This window comes from Sinomicrobium kalidii, assembly GCF_021183825.1.
Lineage (GTDB): Bacteria > Bacteroidota > Bacteroidia > Flavobacteriales > Flavobacteriaceae > Sinomicrobium > Sinomicrobium kalidii.
Genome location: NZ_CP089211.1, coordinates 1,158,678 through 1,180,132, shown reverse-complemented (window position 1 = coordinate 1,180,132; position 21,455 = coordinate 1,158,678). Strand labels below are relative to the sequence as shown.

18 protein-coding genes are annotated in these 21,455 nt (G+C 45.2%); 9 read left to right on the top strand and 9 right to left on the bottom strand.

The features are described from left to right. Positions 1-125 precede the first annotated feature (125 nt). From LS482_RS04740 to LS482_RS04705, 8 genes are all read right to left on the bottom strand, one after another. Positions 126-1,637 carry a hypothetical protein gene (locus LS482_RS04740; RefSeq protein WP_233030603.1) on the bottom strand — a complete coding sequence of 504 codons (1,512 nt, stop codon included), beginning with the start codon at positions 1,635-1,637 and terminating at the stop codon, positions 126-128. Then, positions 1,630-2,217 (bottom strand): hypothetical protein, encoded by a 588-nt coding sequence (locus LS482_RS04735; protein ID WP_233030602.1) that lies wholly within the window; start codon positions 2,215-2,217, stop codon positions 1,630-1,632. Before LS482_RS04735 ends, LS482_RS04740 begins: the two co-directional genes overlap by 8 nt. A 6-nt stretch (positions 2,218-2,223) precedes the next feature. Next, complete coding sequence (locus tag LS482_RS04730; RefSeq protein WP_233030601.1) at positions 2,224-3,168, bottom strand: hypothetical protein; 945 nt, start codon at positions 3,166-3,168, stop codon at positions 2,224-2,226. A 9-nt stretch (positions 3,169-3,177) separates the two neighbouring features. Further along, positions 3,178-5,007, bottom strand: coding sequence for a type VI secretion system Vgr family protein (locus tag LS482_RS04725; RefSeq protein ID WP_233030600.1), 1,830 nt, complete (start codon positions 5,005-5,007; stop codon positions 3,178-3,180). Positions 5,008-5,062: 55 nt separating this feature from the next. Continuing rightward, positions 5,063-5,458, bottom strand: a complete 396-nt coding sequence (gene tssD, locus LS482_RS04720) for a type VI secretion system tube protein TssD (protein WP_233030599.1) — start codon at positions 5,456-5,458, stop codon at positions 5,063-5,065. A 414-nt stretch (positions 5,459-5,872) separates the two neighbouring features. Further along, positions 5,873-7,237, bottom strand: coding sequence for a DUF5458 family protein (locus LS482_RS04715; protein ID WP_233030598.1), 1,365 nt, complete (start codon positions 7,235-7,237; stop codon positions 5,873-5,875). A gap of 8 nt (positions 7,238-7,245) precedes the next feature. Then, complete coding sequence (locus LS482_RS04710) at positions 7,246-7,707, bottom strand: type VI secretion system contractile sheath small subunit (protein ID WP_233030597.1); 462 nt, start codon at positions 7,705-7,707, stop codon at positions 7,246-7,248. Between the two features lie 56 nt (positions 7,708-7,763). Continuing rightward, positions 7,764-8,810 carry a PKD domain-containing protein gene (locus tag LS482_RS04705; protein ID WP_233030596.1) on the bottom strand — a complete coding sequence of 349 codons (1,047 nt, stop codon included), beginning with the start codon at positions 8,808-8,810 and terminating at the stop codon, positions 7,764-7,766. Between the two features lie 494 nt (positions 8,811-9,304). Here LS482_RS04705 and LS482_RS04700 point away from each other — a divergent pair, with 494 nt between their 5' ends. The 9 genes from LS482_RS04700 to LS482_RS04660 all read left to right on the top strand — a co-directional run bounded on the left by LS482_RS04700 (position 9,305) and on the right by LS482_RS04660 (position 19,916). After that, on the top strand, positions 9,305-9,967 hold the full coding sequence (locus tag LS482_RS04700; protein ID WP_233030595.1) for a C40 family peptidase: 663 nt from the start codon (positions 9,305-9,307) through the stop codon (positions 9,965-9,967). Positions 9,968-10,457: 490 nt separating this feature from the next. Next, complete coding sequence (locus LS482_RS04695) at positions 10,458-11,414, top strand: C40 family peptidase (protein WP_233030594.1); 957 nt, start codon at positions 10,458-10,460, stop codon at positions 11,412-11,414. Next, on the top strand, positions 11,411-12,340 hold the full coding sequence (locus LS482_RS04690; protein WP_233030593.1) for a hypothetical protein: 930 nt from the start codon (positions 11,411-11,413) through the stop codon (positions 12,338-12,340). Before LS482_RS04695 ends, LS482_RS04690 begins: the two co-directional genes overlap by 4 nt. A 3-nt stretch (positions 12,341-12,343) precedes the next feature. Beyond that, entirely contained in the window at positions 12,344-13,207 is an 864-nt protein-coding gene (locus LS482_RS04685) for a TssN family type VI secretion system protein (protein WP_233030592.1), read from the top strand. Between the two features lie 47 nt (positions 13,208-13,254). Further along, positions 13,255-14,460 (top strand): SMP-30/gluconolactonase/LRE family protein, encoded by a 1,206-nt coding sequence (locus LS482_RS04680; protein ID WP_233030591.1) that lies wholly within the window; start codon positions 13,255-13,257, stop codon positions 14,458-14,460. A gap of 20 nt (positions 14,461-14,480) precedes the next feature. Continuing rightward, positions 14,481-14,996, top strand: a complete 516-nt coding sequence (gene tssO / locus LS482_RS04675; protein WP_233030590.1) for a type VI secretion system TssO — start codon at positions 14,481-14,483, stop codon at positions 14,994-14,996. A gap of 22 nt (positions 14,997-15,018) precedes the next feature. Next, complete coding sequence (locus LS482_RS04670) at positions 15,019-17,514, top strand: AAA family ATPase (RefSeq protein ID WP_233030589.1); 2,496 nt, start codon at positions 15,019-15,021, stop codon at positions 17,512-17,514. A gap of 26 nt (positions 17,515-17,540) precedes the next feature. Next, positions 17,541-17,972 (top strand): GPW/gp25 family protein, encoded by a 432-nt coding sequence (locus LS482_RS04665; protein WP_233030588.1) that lies wholly within the window; start codon positions 17,541-17,543, stop codon positions 17,970-17,972. 72 nt (positions 17,973-18,044) lie between these two features. Next, a complete protein-coding gene (locus tag LS482_RS04660; RefSeq protein WP_233030587.1) occupies positions 18,045-19,916 on the top strand; it encodes a hypothetical protein in 1,872 nt (623 codons plus the stop codon). 69 nt (positions 19,917-19,985) lie between these two features. Here LS482_RS04660 and LS482_RS04655 read toward each other — a convergent pair whose 3' ends face one another. Further along, positions 19,986-21,452, bottom strand: a complete 1,467-nt coding sequence (locus LS482_RS04655; protein WP_233030586.1) for a SusD/RagB family nutrient-binding outer membrane lipoprotein — start codon at positions 21,450-21,452, stop codon at positions 19,986-19,988. Between the last annotated feature and the right edge of the window lie 3 nt (positions 21,453-21,455).

Here is a 21,455-nt window from a genome sequence, read left to right as displayed (position 1 = left end):
TTAGGCTGCCGATGTTACGTGAAGTTTAGGGGTGTAATAAGGAATTGTTGTATAAAAGTTAAGTCTGCAAAAGGGAGTAAATAGCTTGTCCAGGTAAAAATAAGCGAAAAGGAATTTGCCGGATATTAATGTTCCCGGGCTGCGATGGTAATGCCGTTGGCCATATCTTCCATGGCGGCTTTCGCGGCTATGTTAAGCGTTTTTTCACTGAGCCAGGTACTTATAAACGGAGCGCTTAATGCAGGCAGGTTGCCCATTGCACCTAAACCGGCATTGGCACGTATTCTGTTTTCACCTTTTTTCTGTTTATCTTTATGTTCCTGTAAATCATTTTGATGGCCATTTAATACCTGGGTCCTTTCATTGCGGACATCCCGATACAATCTTTCCCGTTTTGCTCCTTTTACTCTTTTGTTTTTCTTGCCATTTTCTGAACGGTTTGAAAAAATTCGCTGGGCTTCAGGGCCGTAAGCACCTCTTTGTATATCTTTTAAAACTTTCTTACCATAAGGGTTTTTCTTTCCGGCAAAAGACCTGGTCACTTCTGCCCGTTTTAAGGCCCTGTCTATGTCTGCTATTTGGGAATTGAGGGTTGCAATTCGTCTTTCGGATGCTCCCTGGCGTATTTCTGCCCTCCGCTTTTCATACAATCCTTTGCGTATCCCTTTTATTTTATCGGTAAACCCTTTAGGGTTCCACGCGTCGACTACATCACCGGATTCCAGATCAGTATGATTTAATAAGATCTCCTTAGTCGGTTTATTAGGCATAGGGATGTCGATAAAGGGAGGGTCGGAAGAGAAAGGATTTATATTAGTGTCTTCTTTTTTATCCTGGGTAATCTCGTCGTAAATAGGATTTTCACCATTATTATTATCATAATGTTCCCGAAGTTCACCCTTTTCCCAGGACAATGCCATTCCAATGGGGATGGCACATGCTAATCCGTAAGCGGTAAATTCCAGAACTTCCTTGCCCGCCGCTTTTGTTCCGGCAAACCGTCCCGTGCCTACAGCTGCACCTCCTACCGAACCGGCAGCCCATCCGGAGAGTACCCCGGCCAGAAAGCTGGCCCCTATGTTTACGCCTACTTCCCATCTGTTATTGCTTGCAATTTCTCCTGCAGCGGCAGATGCAGCAGATTCACTGATAAATGGTAACAGCATTCCGCCTTCCTTACAGGCTATCATGGATTGCTTGGTTACCGCAGGAAATTCGTCAAAAGTTACTGAAGAATGCGGATTGATCCATTCGGATTCCTTATAACCGATCATATCACTGCAGGAAGGTTTGCGTAAAAAGCTGATAAGCCCCCATGCAAGACATCCGGCAGCAATAACTCCACCCACAAGCCATCCGGCTCCGGGAATGGTAGCTACCGTTGCCGCTATGCCGAGTCCGACCATAATACCGCCGCCAAAGGCTGCCGTGCCTATACCGCTGCTCCAGTTGGTCTTGCAGGAGAACTGCCCGTCCAGTTTTTTGTCGGCTTTAGTAAGTAACGGTTTGTCTTTGGACTTGAACAATACCGTATATTTGTTCCTTTCTCCAGGATTTTTTAACAATTTTCCGTAATTGCCATTGGTGTTATGTGTACATACGGCAAACACTTTTTCCGGTAAATAGCTGCTACTCATGGTAATTCGGGTTTTTGTATTCTACATATTTTACACCCTGCCAGTTGTGTGTCCATATAGAAAAGGGCACATTGCCTTCCACAAATCCCAGTTTCTTCTGGCAGTACAGGCAAAACGCATCTAACTGCTCTTTTCCGGTATGGTTTATGGCAGAGGTGAGGTTGATCTTTTCACCCCTGAAAAAGAATTCCGCTTGTATATCCCCTTTTTTGTTAGAGTGATGGAGGGTCCGGACAGCCTTGAGATCGTCTATGGGCCTGATATATTCATCAACATCGTTATAAATGACCTTTACAGTGTCTTTGTTTATAAAAAAACGAATGCTTTTTTTGAGGTATTTTTTTTGTATTAGACGAATACCCGCAAAAAACAGGGCAAGCACCAGGACAAAGCTATAAGGCGATTGTATTATTCGGAGGACGTCTCCCAAAAATACCTTGATCCCAAAAAATGATATGATCACCACAATCCCCCACAATATGTACCATTTACCTATCTGGATGGTCATGACGTTGTTAAGGGTAAAGCCTGCGGCATACTTCTCCTTTTCACTTTTTGTATGAGATAGGGTTGGGTTCATTTTACCTTATAATTTTCGCATTTTAAATTCGCAAAAGCTCTCTGCATTATCCTTGATGGCCTCGTTCCATATCAGTCTTGCTTCATTCACCAGGCGGGTTGTCGGGTCCACATCGTAGGTTTGCCGGAATTCCAGTTTGTATTCCGTAAAGCTGTACTTTATCTGGGGCTTGTAGTATTGGTCGTGTTTTTTGATGATCTCTTCAAGCAATTCATCCCCGAGTTTTGCGGAGCCCACTTTTCGGAGTTTCAGTATATCGTCCTCTTCTTTTAACACATCACACCTGAAATCCATTGGTACAATAACGTTTGGCAATAAAATGGAACGGAACAAAAACTCCTTTTGTTGAACGCTGTTGTTGTCATTGGAGGTAAGCTGCCAGTCGAAAAGGACGGAGTAGAACATTTCCCTGCGCAGTTCTTCTTCCGAATCATGGGAAAGGGAAAATTGCCGGTCTCCCGACCTAATGATCTCTTCGAGCCCCTTTTCGTTATTGTCCTGCATGCCAGTAATGAACTCTGTACGGAACTCTTTGGAATTCTTAAAGGCTCTCCATTTCTCTGCCTGTTCTTCTTTGTTCAGGATATTGGTGATCTTACCGTCTTCTCCGTAGTTAAAGGAAACATCATGGCGGATAGACTCTGTTTTGGTGATAAAATCGAAAACCTTGTTCAACACCGGAGGGTTCATATTGTAATAATGATCTTCGAGTTTTACCTTCGCTGTTTTTGTCGAAGGGAAAATTTCGACGTGGAACTGGAACTTTTGCAGGGAGTTACTGGTGAGCTTTCCGTCTATTTTGGTAGTGTTCACCTGTTCGCACCTGTATTTGGCCGAAGTATCCCGGGTGGGTTCGACAGGGGAGTGTGCTTCCGTTTTTTCTTTTTCTTCTACCGCTTGCGGATATTCCTTGTCGCCTTTATAAAAACTGTATTTATCTGAATCTGACATGGGTGCTTCTTAATTTATATCGACTTCACTTCCTGAGATGGTGACAATTCCCGTGGGTGTTACGGCAATTTCAGCTCCGTCTATTGTGGTTTTGGTATCGCCGGTCACAGTGTTGGTTTTGCCGCTGATTGTAACAATATCTTCTCCTGCTAAATCAATTTTTTCTTTTCCTTTTAAATTTACATTTTTACTGTCGATAGTGATGTCGTTTTCTGTTATCTCTATCTTACTGCTGTTGACTTTTAACGTTATGTTGGTATTTCCTTCTATTGTGACGGCCCCGGAACAATCCATGGTGATTTTGGCATTGCCGTCTCCTACATTGAGTGTAACATTGGAATTGGCATTTACGTAGAGGTTTCCGGCACCGTCATACAAAGAGGATGCCCCGCCGTTATCGGACATAAACATGGAACCACTATTGTCGTCCATAATGATCTTATTGCCGTTCCGGCTTTGTATGGCTTTCAGGTTATTGTTGGGGTCGGCGTAGCCACTGTTGGCATTGCCGTGCTGAACGCACCCGGTAACATAGGGCATTTCGGCATTGCCGCTCTGAAAGTCCACCATCACGGTCTCCCCGATCTCGGGGACGAAATGAAAGCCTTTGCCTGAGCCCCCGTTAGGAGTGGAAAGGGGGATCCAATCTGTAGTCTGGGCATTTTCTTCCTGCCATGCCATCTGTACTTTTACACGGCCAAGCCCTTTGGGGTCATTATTGTCTATGACCGTAGCGGGCTGGCTTTCACAGTTCGGGTAGTTTCCGGGACTGGAATAGGGCGATATGGTTACAGAAGCCGGGACCGCCTTAAAGGTGTTTTCATAATCGCCGGTATCCGTACAATGATGTGAGGCGGCAATTATTTTAAAGCGACCGGTAGTGTTGCCGTTCTCATCAAATACGTTGATAAGGGTTCCGGGACGGAGTGCGGGATTCTCGCTTTTCCCATAGATAAAGAGCATATTGGCCACTTTCTTCTGAAAATTCAGCAGCGCATAATGATCCATATCGGTTTGCCCGTTACCTTCATTGACCAGGAGGTTGTGCTGCACGGTGGTCTCTTTGTCAAATACCCTTCCGGAAGACTGTATCAGTTCACCTGCAATGCCGTTGATGGAATTTTCGAGTGAACGGGTAGAGCTGTAGTGCGAGGCCCCCAGGGAAAGGTCGTTACCGTGATATTTGAAGCGTGTGGGTTGCAGGGTCATTTCAAGGTCGAACTCAAAGAGGTTGTACCCGTAGTGCAGCTCGATGTCCTCCCCGGGATCTTCCTGTCCTATGATAAGCTGTACACCGTTGTAATAAAACCATTCCCCTTGTCTTGAACACATGCGCTTGAGAAAGTCGTAATCACTTTCGTTATATTGTACGATATACGGGTAAGGCTGATTTTTTACCGGTTTTGTGGTGATTTTCAGCATGTCGCTGTCGTAGAGCCTGGTCGTATTGTGTACAATGTGGATAAAATCTTTTTTCAGAAAGGAGAACGATTCGGGACCGTTATCCAAAAGAATAGTGGGGCTGAAGGCTTTGAAGTGCAATCGTTTCCCTTCGTGTTCATCCGAATTCCTGGCCTTTACCCGGGTAACCACGCCTTTAAAATATCCGGTGTGAACAGAGAACATACCGTCCGTGCCCTTCATGGTGACGAGTATTTTTTCACCGATCAGCTTTTGGTAGTTGCCGTACAGTTCCGGATGTTGCAGGTATATTTCATCTTCCCTGCATTCCAGGGTGAGTTCGTGGTGATTGTCAATGTTCTGGGTGAGCTCAAAGCGAAGGAAAGTATTTAAACTGAGCGTTCCGATTTTTATGGTTAAGTCGGTTTGCAGTGCCATAATGTGTGCTTTTTTGAGTTTATGACTGGTTTGTTGTAGTCCGGAAAAAAGAATATCAGCGTACTTCGGTCCATTTCTTTTTGTAAAGGGTATTACCGATGCTGATTTCCCTGGCGGAGATCAGGATATCGGTAATCATGGGGTCGTTGCCGGAGGCACGGAAAGTTTCACCGTAACGGATACAGTATCCTTTTTTAAAGGAAATACTCTTCATGCGGCTCATGCCGTCCCGTTTGTAAAAGACAAGTTTACCGTCCTTGGTCTGTGTGTTGCTTACCATCCAGTCGGAAAAATTGTCTTTCATATCTGTTTCTATAACAAGGCGTATCTCGCCTCCTTTGGGACCACTGGAGGGTTTGCCGTTGCTGTCCGTCTTTTGTTCCAGGAAAATATCGTATTCCAGGATGTTGTATGACATGTCGTCAATCTCAAATTTTGCCAGGAAACTCATAGGATTTGGGGGGTTAAGTTTTGTTTTCGATATGAAGGGATAAAGTATAATTTCCCGTGGTCACTTCCTCATTTTATGCCGGATGGTGTATACGTTCGTCCCGGTTTGCACCGGGTATTGTTCTGGTAAATGGTGTGTGTAAGAAATGTCTGTAGGTGTCATGCGAAGGCGGAAGGTTACTTTTAAAAACATGGTCAATTAAGTATTTAGGGTAAAGAAAAAAACACGAAAATCTATGAAATAATGCCCTAAAAGTAAGGAAAAGAGGTCTTTAATCAAAGCATAAAAAGAAGATTATTTTAAAAAATATGATTTTTTGACGCAGGGTTAAAGGTTTGATAACATAAAAAAACCGCCGGTACAATGCCGGCGGTTTCCAGAAAATAGTTTGTTTTATGCGTACGAAAAATAATATTATTGCTCGGAATATTCGGTATCCCATTCGGTGCCTTCGTCGCCTTTTTGACCGTCCATTTTGATAAGGAAGTTTTTGGCGGGGAAGTACGGTTTAAGGCGAATATCCAAGAAAATCCGGTCTTTTTGATTGGGATCCTGTTCAAACTTGGTAATGTCAAAATCCTCGATCAATTTGTCCGGGCCCGAAACACTGTCGAGGAACTTGATGACCTGGTTGAGTATTTGTTTACGGGTTTTGGCGTTGAAGTTTTCGAATGCCCTCCGGTTGAGGAAATCCATCATTACCTTGGTCACATAATCGAACACGCGTACCACGGAATACGTTTGTAATCCGAGGTTATCTCCGTTGAACAGGGTTTTTCCGGAGAAGGCCATTACCTTGTTGTATTCGTTGACCATGGGTACCAGTCCGAGGTGCTCCAGGTCGGCGATCTCACTTTTCTTGAGGTCGAATTTCACCCCGTCCACCTCGTTAATACCGCCGAATTTTTTCCCGGCGGTGATCTGGGACATCAGGGTGTTGTATATCTTTCCGGCGAGGGCACTGGAAGGAGGGATGTAAAGGTGGTCTTCTTCACCTACTTCTTCGTTTTTACCCCGTCCCACGAGCCAGTTGCACGTCATAATAACATTAGAACGGTAAATGTCGCCCCCGGTAAGGTTGGCCAGTTCGAACATTTCAATAACATCATCGGGTTCGTCCAGATGCTGGAAGTCGGTAACCAGCATCACCTTATTGTTATGGGCAATTTTCGCCCATTTTTCCAGTACTTTGTTAGAACCGAGGTAACCGGGGATGACCAACAGGGAATAATTGTTCCGGAGGTCGAGCCGGTCGTAATTGTTAACGAGTTCTTCCTCGATATGGTCAACAAACCGGGTATTGTCAAGGTCTTTGAGCTGATCGAGTTCTGCGTTGATTATGGCAACGTTTTTCACCTTGCTTTGCTCGGTGTTCTTGAAGAACATGGCCAGGGTGCGGTAAGACTCTTCCAGTTCCTTGGTATCGTCCAGTGCGGTAGAAAGGTTCTTTTTCAGTGTCTTTTCAGCACTTTCGGCTTCATCCTGGCAATTGTCTACCAGGTCTACCAAGTTGTCTGAAGATTTCAGGGCTTCGCCCCATAGCTTCAACACCCTTTTCAAGTTTTGCCTTTCCGTTTTTTTACCTGCCTCGTTTAAAAATATATTTCTTCTCGCTTTTCTGTCCGGACTCAGATTCTGTACACCTTCTATAGCACTTTCCAGCAAGTCAAAGCCTCCGAACTGGATAAAGGACTCCAGCTTTTGCTCCAGACTTACCTTTTTGCTTTCCTTTGCCTGATCCTTTACTGCAGAAGGGGTTGTTTCTTTTGGATTCTTCATAGGTAGAATTATTTATCAGATTCTTCAATTTCCTGAACCAAAGCTTCAATAGTCTCTATAATGGATTTCTTGGCTTCCGGGTCCTGGAGGGCAAGCTTCAAAACCTTATTGGTCTTCAGCTGCTTTATCATTTTACTGTACTGTTCTTTTTTGGTCTGAAGATCGGTGAGGAATTCGCTTTGTGCCGTGATTCCTTTTGCCGAGAAATCGGAAACACTCCTGAACTTCAGTTCTTCCCTTACGGTCATTCCTTCGCTGTTTTCGAAATTGACGTTTATTTTAGGGGAGAAATGTTCAAAAACTTCGTCCATGTTTTTCAGGCCTGTTGTTATTTCGGGCCTTACCGGGGTATTGGGAGTTAACTTCTGGGCTATCAATGTCTTATTCTGTGGGATGTCAACGATGCTTTCTTCGCCTTCCGGCTTTACTTCATTTCCTCCAATCCCGTAACTGTTTGAAAGATTTGCCATAACGTGATTTTTAAGTTAAATATAATAAAAATTAATTACCAAGTATATTTTTCCTGTTAAAACAGTCCTTTTCGTTTGTAATCCAGTACGATAAGAGATACGCAGTTGTTTTTTTTGTTGCGTACCATAGATACACTTTTCAGTTCTATTTTTTTGCCCCGGAGGATGTTGTTGAGGTAATGGACGGAAACCACCCTGTCTTCCTTTAATAATTGTACGGACGGGAGGCGGTCCTTGCAGAAATACCTCGTGAAATTGCTGAAAGAGAGCTTGTCTTGCGAGATGCCCATGATTAGTCTTGCCAGTTTGCCTTCGTCCAGTTCAGGCACTTTTATCTTTTCTTCCGGTTCCTCTGTCTTTTTAACCGCCACCGCAGGTTTTTCCTCAAGTTCCGATGCGGGTGCTTCCGGAATTCTGTCCAGATAATCATTGACCACACTGGTTTGGGTTTCCCGGATGATATCGGCCCTCGAGATCGGTTTGTTTTCCTTCCGGGCGGGCAAAACGGTGATTTTTTTGAAACTCACATACTTGATATCGTCATTGACAAAGAGGGATACCGTTTTTTCTCCCGGAGTGGAATAGGTGTAGGTGGGATTTTTATCAATGGCATCGATCTTATCGCCTTCGCCGAAACGCCATTCCCAGGATTTGGCATGCGATGTGCTGTCGCTGAAAGCAACCGGCTCGTTCACGTAGGCCACCCTGGGGGCCCGGAACCTCGGCAGCAATGTAGAGTCAATCACATCCGTTTCCGGTTTGATCTCCACAATTTTGGCAATGTTACAGTTTTTGTTTACCCAGAGGTTCACCAGGTATTTGCCGGGTTCTTTGTACTCATGGGCCACCTTGGACCGGAACGAGACCTCATTGCCGTCACCAAAATTCCATTTCCACTCGTGTGCGTTATCGGTATAATCTGAAAAGGTAATGAGTTCACCGACCTTGAAGGAAGAAGCCTGTATCTTGAAGTCTTCAACCTGGCAGGGTTCATTTTCATTGACCCTGAAAGCCAATATGATACCCGATAGCAGGAGAATGGCGACAAAAGACAGGATAACCCTGGAATCAAAATGTGTTTTAATATGTGAATTCCTGTTCATTCTCAGTGGTTTTTAACTTTGGGAGTGAATCAAAAACGGGGTTTAAAATGTAATTTCGGGTGCTTAAATACTTCATCTTCCAGCACTTTCCAAAAATACACAATTTGAGAGTTATAAAAAATCATGGAAAACAAGTATTTCTAAATAAAACAAAAATATTGTATTTTCGTACGGAAAAATGAGGGTACAAGCTAATAAAAATAAATAAAACCTTAAAGTCGTGCCAGATTAAAGCCCGGATTTAAGTCGTAAAATAACGTAATTTTGACGTATTTTTAAAATGAACTTAACTTTTGCGAATATTTCTGTTTTAATTTGCTGCATCAAAAGTGACCCGGAGTCGTTGAGGGACATTGTGGGATCGTAACTGTTTGGTTCCGGGGTCGGAATGTCTTTTTTTGTTTGCGGTCAACGCAATTTGGAGATGATTTTCAGAGCGATGATAATTAATAAAAAACTTTAAATACAGGGTTCTGTAATTAAAATCTGAACGGATGAAGAATATATGGATACGCATTGGTTTTGTATGTGTTTTGTTCTGTAGCTGCGGAAGTAATAAGGATACGGCATATATGATCACAGATCCGTATGTCAATGCCGAGTTGGGTGAAAAGCCGGGACTGGAACAGATCAGGGTGGTAAGGGAGATGGATATCGTGCCCGGGGAAGAGGAGAAAGAAGAAGAGCCGGAATTGATCTCCGCCCGGGACAGGGTCTATTTTGCAAGGGTGTTGGGTGTAAAACCTTCCGAGATCACCAATCAGAAATTATATGCATATATAAAGGAGTGGCAGGGTGTTCCTTATTTATACGGCGGTGAAACCAAAGGAGGAATTGATTGTTCTGCCCTGATGCAGGACCTGTACCGGGAGGTGTATGATGTGGAATTGCCGCGTACGGCCTCGGAGATCATGCTCAATGACAACCATGTGGAGCCTTTCCGGTCTGTAAAGTACCTGAAGGAAGGCGACCTGGTGTTTTTCAGGTCCAGTAACGAAAAAATAATGACGCATGTAGGGATATATCTGAAGAACATGAAGTTTTTATCGGCTACCGAATCCCGGGGAGTGCAGATAACAAGCCTCAGGGATCCCTATTGGCGAAATACGTATAAGGCCAGCGGCAGGATAAAAGCCATTCCGGAATCCATACGTTAGGAAACGACGGACCGGATGGAGGCTTTGCATCTGCCTCTGTATTGTTGTGGTATGGGTTTTTTAAGTATCCTTTCCGGGTAACGGAAGTGCGACCGTTTTTGGTGTGCTTTCCTCCCTGGTTTTGCAGGATCGCACTTCGTTTTTCGGATTCCCATTGTGAAGTTGATTAAAAAACCCCTGTTTTCGGCTATAATGCAGCGCGGGTAATTGTTGTATTTTCAACCCCTGAAAAAATATGTCGCCCGGGGTGTTGGCGTCCTTTTTACTATAAAGCTATGTGTATGACAAGTAAATCAGGAAAAAAGATATTATTAAATGGTTATGTTGCCTGCCGGGCAAGCGGGAAGTCGTATCCTTTTTGGAAGTTTTTTTTAGATTTGTCCGTAAACTCCGGGGCAAAGCAGGTCCCGGTGGCCTCAAACGATAACATATCGGGTTTTGGGATTCCGTCTGTCACAGATACTGTCATATCATTACAAATAAAGCAAGCATGACAAGAAAAATATTAGGATGTTTATGGCTGGTGGTCCTGGTGGTTTCCTGTAAATCCTCTCAACAGGCCATCATTCCCATTACCGATGAACTGGTGCAAATGGAATTCGGAGAACTGGAAGACCTCGACGAAGAGAAAGAAGCAGCTGTCGAAACAGGGGAGGAAGAATCTTATATGGCCCTGGAACCTATTACAGACAAGGATGTCCGGGCCGAACTGGACGGGGAAAGCAGTACCCCGGCACCATCGCCGCCCAGGCAAACAACTTCAACTACAGAGACTGTTCCCGAAAAAGAACCGATGAACGCAGCGCTTCTCCTGGAAACAGGACAGGTGGTACTGTCTGACAGTGAATCTTCGATTATGCTGGACGAGGTTGAGGTTGTAGGGATCATACGGCCCACGCAATATCCCTTAGACCCGATCGTCCCCGGGAATATTTCCGGTTTGAAGAGTCACGGAGCCCGGTCGGCCCCGTTGGTGGAAGAAGTGAAAGTGAAGGGGTACTCCCCCCTGAAGATAGAAGACAAGATTTTCTTTGGCGAAGAATTAAAAGTGAAGCCTTTGGAAGTAAAGAACGCACAATTGTACTCCTATATAAAGGACCGCCTCGGAACTCCTTACCGGAAAGACCGCATGGACCACCTTACCCTGATGCAAAACCTGTACAGGGAAGTCTATGAAGTCAGCTTTCCCCGTACCACTTCGAAGGCCATTCTCACCAATTATACCGAAGGGCAGATACACTATACCAGGGATATGAAAGAAGGGGATTTGCTCTTCTTCCGGTTCAGGGATCGCGGACGGCCGTATACCCATGTGGGGATATATCTCAAAAACAAGCGTTTTCTGACCGTTACGCCTTCAGGAGGAGTGGAAATAGTGAACCTGAGAGATCGTATGTGGCGTAAAGGCTACATCGGGAGGGGGAGAGTGAAAAATATGAAACAATGATGAACAGGGAAGATATCATTTTTGAAGAATTACAGCATATACCTCCGTTCGACCTGAAAGCCGAACTGCTTTTCGAGGTGTTGCTGCGTTATAAAGTTCAGGAAAAGGATGTCACCGTGTTGCCCGAAGGTAATTTTTACCGGAAGTTCAGCAGGGATATCATGCAGGTGGAGCTGGACATGAATAACGCCGATATGTGGCATTTCAGGGTGAGCCGTGACGGCTTTTACGATATCCTTCCGGAAGGGATTACCCATAATTACCGGTCGCGCGAACGCAACGAAGATCCCGTAGAGGAATATAAAAAGCGGAAAAAGGAAGAAAGGGAAGCCAGGCACTTTTTCAACCCGCTCGAAAACGAATTTTTTCGTTTCAGGCACCAGGTGGAAAAGTACGAGTCTGATTTTTTCAGGGATATTAATGCCTACGGACTGGCAGATGTGATCCGCATGATTCTCGGCGTATCCGAAAAGATCCCCGATGAACTCCTCGTCAGGATGTTCTTTCTGCTGATGCGGCAAAAGAACTTTGTGAGCCGCAATGTGGAAGATGTAAGGAAAGGATTGGAGTCCATTATAGGCGAAAGTGTGGAGATCATTACAAAAAATGTTAAATTGGAGCAGGTTTTTGACCCTTATGAAAAAGCAGAAGAGATGTTATTGGGGATCAATACCACCCTGGAGAGCAAGGAAGAAATATTTTTAAAGAAATACCATTTTGTCATAGGTCCGCTGAAAGATTCGAAAAAACTTATTGAATATGTCAACAAGGGGCAAATGGAAAGTTTTTTGGAAGCCTTTTTTCATTTATTCTTACCTTGCCAGGTGCAATTTTCATATCAGTTGATGCTCAGGGACGAAGACGAGCGTTTTGAACTGAACGAAACCCTGTATCAATCCAGGATGGGAATCTCAACCGTAATATAGACCATGAGAAAGATTTTAGATTATATTGTAACCGGAGAGGTCCTTACCGTACTTTTGATTGTACTTGCCGTTGCATTCATACTCAGTATGGTTTTTGGTGCCGTAGCTCCGAAGTTCCGGAAGAAAAAATGGAAATACCTGCTGTATGTCCTGGTACTTGGCGTTATAGTTATTGGTTTCGGGGCTATTCTATACAATTTGAAATCCACTACCCTGAACGCCCGTTTTATTTCTTTTCAGGGGTTTATGTTGCTGATCGGAACAGGGCACCTGATATTTTTTCACAAGTTTTTCAAGCGCTTTGAAACCAGGAAAATATACAAGGAGATATTTTTTGCTTTTGTAACGTGCCTGTATGTGGCAGTATTCATGATCGTGGTGATCGCCTATTTTGCAGAATTCCAGTTTGTATATTATATGTTCGGCAGTCTGCTGCTCTTTTTGGTGCCCACCCTTGTGCTCATTTTGTTTGAAACCGCCATAACCATACCTGCGCGGTTGTACAAACGCTGGTTTTACCCGTTAAACAACAAGTATCCCAATCCGCAGATCACCGAGATGCGCAATGTTATTTTGCTCAATCTCGTGTTCCACAAAAAACCGAACGACAGGCATATTATCAATTTTAAGGTAAAAGCGCCCCGGGCCATGGAGTTCGGAAGGCTGTTTTATTATTTTATCAATGACTATAACGACAAACACCCGAACAGCCAGATCCATTTTACCGATGCCAAGAACGAACCCTACGGATGGTATTTTCATTCCAGGCCCAAGTGGTTCGGTTCCACCAATCATATAGACCCTGAAGAATCCGTGGACAGCAATGACATGAAAGACGGTGACACCATAATATGCCAGCGGATTTAAACTGAACCTGAAACCCAGAAACAACAAACAATAAACAACCAATTGCCATGGCAGAAGATATACGATATTTCCCGGTAAACTGGATCGATGGGATGAAGATCAATAAAAATCATTTCATCGATCTGCAGAACAATGCTGAAGACCTGGTGCGCGATGCCAGGAACATGGGGGTAAACCAGTTACAGTACGGGCTGTTATCCACCAAATTTATGGCGCCTTTCGAGTATTCGGTCATCATTGACGAGCACAATGAACTGAATGTGTCCATAAAATTTATGAAAGCCGTAACCCCGGGCGGAGGCCGTATAGAGATCACGGACTATACGGGAGAATTTTCCGAAAAGATATCCCTTGAAAATTATGATTTTAAGGAAAACAACCGTTTCCTGCTGCTCAATGTAGATCCCTACAACAGGGTGCCTACCGGAACGCAGAACATGGAAGAGATCCCTCCGCGGTTTCCCTTTGCCATGCCCAAGTACTACCTTACCACGGTAGCGGAGACCGAAGTGACCCAGAACAATATCGGTCCGCTACAGTTTCCCATCGCCAAGTTTATGTCGCAGGGGAGTGTATTTGAAACCGTGGAAACCTATATCCCGCCCTGTGTTACGGTAAACAGTCACCCGTCACTGGTAAAGCTTTTCGAGGCCTACGATGCTTTTTTCAAGCAAATGGAGTTTTATGCCGTGCAGATTTCCCAGAAAATAAGGTTCAGAAGGCTCAGCGGGGATGAAAACCTCATTGCCGACATCGTATTTGCCACGCTGGAACGAATATTGGGGTATGTGGGGCAAACCATAAACCAGAACCGGTGGAAAGGCTTTTATTCCTCGCCCATGGAAGTCCTGGACAGAGTGGTGAGCCTTGCACGGGTCATGAAAAACAGTTTTGATTCCTTCTCGGGCGACGGGAAAGAAATGGTGTTCAACTACTTTGCCGAATGGACTACCGAGTTGGGCAGCGGAGATTATGAAAAACTGTTTTCCGAAACCATAAACCTCAAATACAAGGGCTACGATATGGGGCCCTGCGTGAAAGGAGTTATGGAATTTATTGAAAAAACAGACCACCTGTTCTCTATTCTCAACCAGCTCGACTATATAGGCAGGAAGAAAGATTCCGGTATCTTTGTCAACGAAAATATTGTCAAGACCGATAAAACATCCGGTATTTTCTTTAAACAGGAAGAAAACAAGGACCGGGATAAAGGCAACAATCAGGACGGTGCCACATCATTCCTGGCCGATTGATATAAATTTATTTTTAGACTATGGAAATACTCAATAAGAAAGAGCGGGTTTCCGCATTTTTATTATTCCTCCTCATGTTGGTTATTACGGTAGGGATTCTGGTCTTTGCCGTGTTTTTTAATTATAAGCTGCCCTGGAAAGAGAACGAAGCGCTGAAACACGAGAACGACAGGATAATGAATGAGTTTCGTTACCAGGAAAATTTTTCTGCCAAAATTGATGAGCTGACAACCAGTATCGATTCCCTGGACCGTGCCGAGGACGGGTTCCAGTTTTTGGAACAGACCATTAACCTGGAACTGGCAAAACTCAGGGAAGGGATCCCCGCCGATAAGGAAGTATTTAAACAAACCCTGCTTTACAACAATGTGATCCTGAACCTGAACGACCTGGTCAAGACCAAGAGAAAACTGCAGTTGCTCAGACAATCGGAAGAACAAATAGACGAGTTAAAAGGACAGGTAGATGAATACGAGGAGATCATTAATGAGTTGAAGAGGGAACTGGAACTTTGTAAACGACTCAACAGGAATTAATTTTAAAAACCCGTAACCCGATATGTTTACAGCAAACGGTACCCAGGCGATCCATATAGCAAAACAACTGGCCAGGGAAAACCATCATTCTGCATATGCTCCGGCACATTTTCTGAAAGCCATGTTAAACCGCGAATTTTCATTTATCCGGGAACTGGACGCTGCCGGGATCGATGTATTTTATATCGATGAATGGGCCGACATACGCATGGAAGAATACCCCAAAACAAGCCGTCCCGATGAAGACCCGGCACCGGATGAGGCCATGGAGGCCGTATTTGTGGAAGCGGAAGACATTGCGAAAAATGCGGGGCGGGAAGAAGTGGGGTTCATACCGATGCTTATGGCCCTGGTTACCCCGGGAGTAGGCTTTTCTCATGACGAACTCAAATCCATGCCCGTTACCGCATTGGAGATCGCCGGCAAACTCGGATATGCGGGGAATGCAAAAAACAGACCGCAGTCCGGAAGCGGTCTGCCGAATGCGGCCTCCTATTCCGGGGAAGCCGGAATGCCCGCCGTACAGGGTGCCCTGGACAAATACTGTACGGATAAGGTGGCAGCTTATCGCGAAAAGGAAGACATCCCCCTGGTAGGGCGCGATGAGGAACTGAAGGCCATTACCGAGATACTGAACCGGAAACTGAAGCCCCACGTGATCGTAACGGGGGAAGCCGGTGTGGGGAAGACCGCACTTATTGACGGGTTTTGCGGTAAAATTGCCGAAAATCACATTATAGCACCTTTGCAGGGCGCTTCCGTTATGGAAGTAAACACCGGCGTATTGTTTGCAGGTGCCTCCTATAAGGGAGAGGTGGAAGACCGGTTGCAAAAGATCTTCCTGGAATTGAAAAGGATGCCAAAACCGATGCTGTTTATTGACGACATCCACGAACTTTTTGATGCCAATCAGGGCAATGGCATAGCCAGTATTGTCAAATCCGAACTGGCCAAGGGGGATATCACTTTTATCGGGGCCACTTCCACTGAAAAATACCGTAAATCCCTGGGTAAGGACGATGCACTGAACAGAAGGTTTGAGACCCTGGAGGTTACGGAACCCACGGAAGACCTGGCACTCCGGATGCTGAAGAACGTGGCTCCGCATTATGAAGAACATCACCAGTTTAAAATAGACGAAAACGGGTTGAAAGAGGCCATCAGGTTATCCGGAAGGTACCTCAAGGAAAAATCCCTGCCCGATTCTGCACTCGATCTCATAGACCGCACCATGTCATCGTTACGCGTGGCCAAGGAAATGGTGCTGGAAGAGCTTCCCGCATTAAAGGAAAAGCTGGAGGGATTAAAGGATTCCGGAAAAGAAAACAGGGAGGAAGAACTCCACTGGCTTTATACGGACATCCTGGACAAATCGGGGGAGCTGCTCGGGGGAGAGGAAGAAGAAACTTCCGGGTTTTACAATTTGAAAACGGATGAAGAAAAAGCGGATTACCTGGAGAAACTGCTCCTGGAACTGGAAGCACTGACCGGTGCAGACAATGTTGTGACCCCGGACCATTTGTCGGCTGTGGTGTCGGGCATTACAGGTATTCCTGCGGGAAAAGTAAAAAGCGAAGAGCGGGAACGCCTGCTCGAAATCGAAGACAGCCTGAAACAAAGGGTAGTGGGTCAGGACCATGCCATAAAAGTAGTGTCGGACGCCATCCTGGAATCCCGTTCGGGGCTTACCAAACCGGGACAGCCCATAGGGTCTTTTTTCTTTCTGGGGCCCACCGGGACCGGAAAAACGGAATTGGCCAAGTCTCTGGCCGACTTTTTGTTTGGCGATGAAAACGCCATTATCCGTTTGGATATGTCAGAATTTAAGGAAGAGCATTCCGCGGCATTGCTGTACGGGGCGCCTCCTGGCTATGTAGGTTATGAGGAAGGCGGCCTGCTCGTCAACAAAATCAGGCAAAACCCTTATTCCATAGTCTTGTTTGACGAGATCGAAAAGGCCCATCGCTCCGTATTTGATGTTTTCCTCCAAATACTTGACGAAGGAAAACTGCACGACCGTCTGGGCAAGGAAGGGGATTTCTCCAATGCGGTGGTACTGTTTACTTCCAATATCGGGTCGGATTTTGTGGTGAAATCCTTTACCGAAGGGAAAATACCGGTCTCCAATGATCTGCTGGAAATCATGTCGGCTTATTTCAGGCCGGAATTTCTGGGGCGGCTTACGGAAATTGTTCCGTTCGCCCCGATAAGCCGCGAGAGTGTAGTGAAGATATTCGACATCCATTTGAAAAAGGAACTCACGAGCCTGCTTTCCAAGCTGGATATCACACTGAAAATAACAGATAAAACGAAAGAAAAGGTGGCGCTGATGGGTTTTAGTCCCGAATACGGGGCCAGGCCCATAAAAGGTATTATCCGGAATAAGCTCAAACGCCCGCTGGCACGTAAGCTCATTTCCGGTGATGTCGGAGACGGTGATACGCTGACCCTTTCCCTTACCAAAAAAGGAGAAACGAAGTTCTCGGTGAAAAAGCAGAAGGACGAGAAAAAATCATGATCGTATAACCTGAAAACCAATGCCCGTTGAAAGACCTTTATTATAAAATACCCATAAATTATAAGCGAATTACCGAAGGGCAGGACCTCCGCAAAGTAACGCTGGAAGAATCCCTGGCACAGTATATATCACTGGTCATCACTACTATTTTCGGAGAATACAGGTATGACACGGAATTCGGCACCGCTATATGGGATGCTGATTTTAACCTGCTGTCCAATGTAAACCAATTAAAGGATAAGATCAAGGAATCGGTTTTCGAAAAAGTAAAGAAATACGAAAAACGCATGACCATTACCGATGTGAGCCTGGCCATTGGTGAAGATACGATAGAGTACAACCCCAACATACGGATAAAGAAAAGACTGGACATCGTGGTCTATGGTGTTATTAAAAAAACAAACGAGCCGTATTATTACAAAAGCTCATATTATCTGGCACCTTTTTCTTTTAAATAAGAAACTGCCGGGTACAATGGTTTTTAACGGAACATAACGGTCCGGTCGTTCCCGTCAAAAAAAGCAGACATAATGAAACAACTATCCAAAGCGCAGATAAAAGACAGGCTCCTGAAACGGGCTGCAAAGCACTGGGGGTATTCGGATGTGGAACTGGAGAACATTTTCGACCCTATTGTGAACCTTCTCTTTGACGTATGTGCCAAGGAACTGGAAAACATTTCCAACGAGATTTTTTCCAGCAGGAGAAGGATTACGGAAAGGCTTGTCGATATACTTACCCCCATTACTTCATCCAAGGCCACACCGGCAAGGGCCATTATGCAGGTGTTTCCCGCAGAGGAAGAAGTGACCCTCAATGACCACCACCAGTTCTTTTTCCAGAAAAGACAATACAATCCGTATAATCCCGGAGAGAAGATCGTACGTGAATTTTTCTTCGGCCCTACCAGGCCCGTAAAGGTCACCCGGAACCAGCTGAAATATGTGGTGCTGCCAAACGGGATTCAGGATGCTTCCCGGGGGCAGTTTCAGAATTACCTTGACGAAGAGGCCTACCTGAAGCCCATGCCCCATCAAACGATATGGCTGGGGCTCGAACACAGGGGAGGAGGTATTGTTAAGAACCTCATGTTCTATTTTTACCTGAAGAACCTGCACGACAGAAATACCTTTTTTCATTTTCTTCCCAGGGCAAAATGGTATTTTAACGGTCACAAACTGACTGTAACACAGGGATACAACAGCAAAGGGGGCATTACTTCGGGAGATCGTCATATGGTGCACGAGGATTTTCATCACCTGCAAAGGGTGGAGGAACATGTCAACGAATATTATCAAAAGAATTTTATTACGGTAAAAGATGTCCTGAATATCGGTGACTCGGAACATTTACTACCCGAAGAGTTCAGTGAGTTTGTGCCTGCCGATACCCTGGCGGCCCTCGAAGAAGAAAAATTGCTGTGGTTGAAGATAGAGTTCCCCAATGTTATCGGGAAAAGCATATTGTCTGAAATATTTTGTGCCAACAACTGTTTCCCGGTGATCAATAAAAAAATGAACGAGACCCAGGGAAATATCAGGAAACTGCTCAACATTTATCCGTTGAGCATCGGGGAAGAATTTTTTCTCGAATTGTATTCTGTCCTGGACGACAGGAGCCGGCAGTTTGATGTTATTGCCAAAAACCAGGAAGAGTTTACCGAAGATTACGCGTATCTCCGTTTTGGCGGTGTAGCGCGTTTTGACGAACGCAATGCCACGGAGATGATCAATTACATGATAGATCTCATAAGGGATGAAGCAGCTGCGTTTTCAAGGCTGGAAACCGATTTTATGGAGGCCAACCTGCACGAGATCAACCAGATCATTTCCAGATTCAGGAACAAAATGGCCCAGACCGGAATGCATAAAAAGAACACCCCTTACCTTATTCTCAATACCAAAGGGGAAGAGAGCAAGGGTACTTTGTTTGTAAAGTACTGGACCACCAATGGTGAAGAGGCCAATAAAATCAACACGTTTTCAAGGCTTCAGGCACACCGCGGAGCAGATTTTGAGAAGGACAGCATTATGCTGTTATCCACAACGCAGGGCGGGCGGAACGAACTGACCAATTCCGATAAGATCTATGCCTACCGGGAGAATATCGTTTCCAACCAGCGTGTGGTGACCCGGCAGGATATCATTATACTGTGTAAGAACCACTTCGGGGATGCTATAGTGAATGTTGAGGTAAAGAACGGGATACAGACCAGCCTGGACGACCATGTCGGTTATACTCCTACAATTGATATATTCCTTGAAAAGAATCCGGAGGTGCTCTATTCGGAAGAGGAGTGGAGTTTTCTGAGCGATGACCTGATGTTGCTGTTAAAGAACAGGGCAATCAATGTTGTTCCCTTCCGGGTAATGTATCTGGAAGATAAAATGGAAGTCAAATAAGAGCCCCCATTCCCACCGGACTACGGGAAATGAGGGCTGTTTGTCTACTTTGGTTTGACTGCTGTTCCGTTATTCTTCGAGGAGTAACCACATTTCTGCATTGATGTCGTCACCTTCGGGATATTGGCGTTTAATGGCCGCTTCCAGATTTTGCGGGTTCTGGGTCTGTTCCTTGGAAGGGTACATCCATCGTTTCGGGACCCTGCCGTTGTTAAGGACGCCACCGCCGGAAACGTCAAATTCAGGATATCCGGTGCGGCGTTGTTCGTAAAAGATCTGCCATCCCGTATTCATAAACATAGCAATGTGTTTTTGTATAAGGATACTTTCTATTTCGTTTTGCGGGTCTAATTGTGCTCCCGGTTTTTCCAGGTAAGCATTGATATCCGCTTCGGGAATGCCGTAAAATTCCATGGATGCCTTTATCCCTTCCGTATAAAATTCATCCGTATTTCCGTTTATCCACCCGCGGGAAGCAGCTTCCGCAAGAATAAACTGTAATTCGGCGTAACTCATCAGCAGGCCCGGTTCATTTTCCGGGTCGTCATAGTAACGGGAAGCGATCCTCGATGCATCACCTGCCACGGTTACCTGCACGTTTTCATCCAGGGGGGCGCTTCCCCGCAGGCCTTCGTATGCATTGAAATCGTCTTCTGCCAATCCCTGTTTTTTGGCGTTCGGTGTAATTTCCGCAAAAGAGAATAACCTGGGATCTTCTGTTTCTTTTAAACGGTCTACGAAGGTTTTTTCCATATAGAAGGCGGTCTGTAAACCATTATTCTGAAATAGCGGGTAGCGGTTCGTTTCGATATTGTGAAAGAGCAAAGCTCCGTTATCGGCATTTGAATCCATAAGCGGGTACCGTGACGGATTACTTACAATTTCCCTGAAGCGGTTAACCACATCCAGTTGGTCATTCCCGGTCTTGGCAGAAAGGCTCAGAAGCACTCTCAGGTAATAGGAATTTATAAGTTTTCGCCATTGCAGTACATTTCCGTCGTAAATAATGTCCCCGAGGATGCTTTCTTCACTTTCGGTCAGTTCGTCCGAGGCGGATTTCAGGTCGTTCAGTACAGCGAGGTAGATGTCTTCCTGCGTGTCGTAAACCGGTGAAAAAGTGCTTTCGGTAGCCCGGATCGCTTCGGAATAGGGAATATCACCGAAGGTCTGTGTTAACCCGATAATAAAATAGGAGTTAAAAAACCGGGCCAGGGAAGTATATATGCGAAGTTCGTTGTTCTCTGCCTCTTCTACCATTTTGCTTACCTGCTTCAGGTAGTCGTAGTTCCCAAACCCGGATCTTTGCCAGTTGTAGTACTGATCGGAATTGACCCCGTCGGTATAGGCCAAATGCCTGCATGCCAGCGCAGCCGAAGTGCCGACGTTGTTGAATGCGCTTATCTCGATGTTGGTGAGTAACAGTTCCGGAGTTACTTCTGTGGTCCGGTTGGGATCGTCCTGGAGCTGGTCTATTTTGCTGCAGCCGCTGATAAAAACGGTGAGCAAGAGAATGAGAACAGTGTGTTTATTTTTCATGAT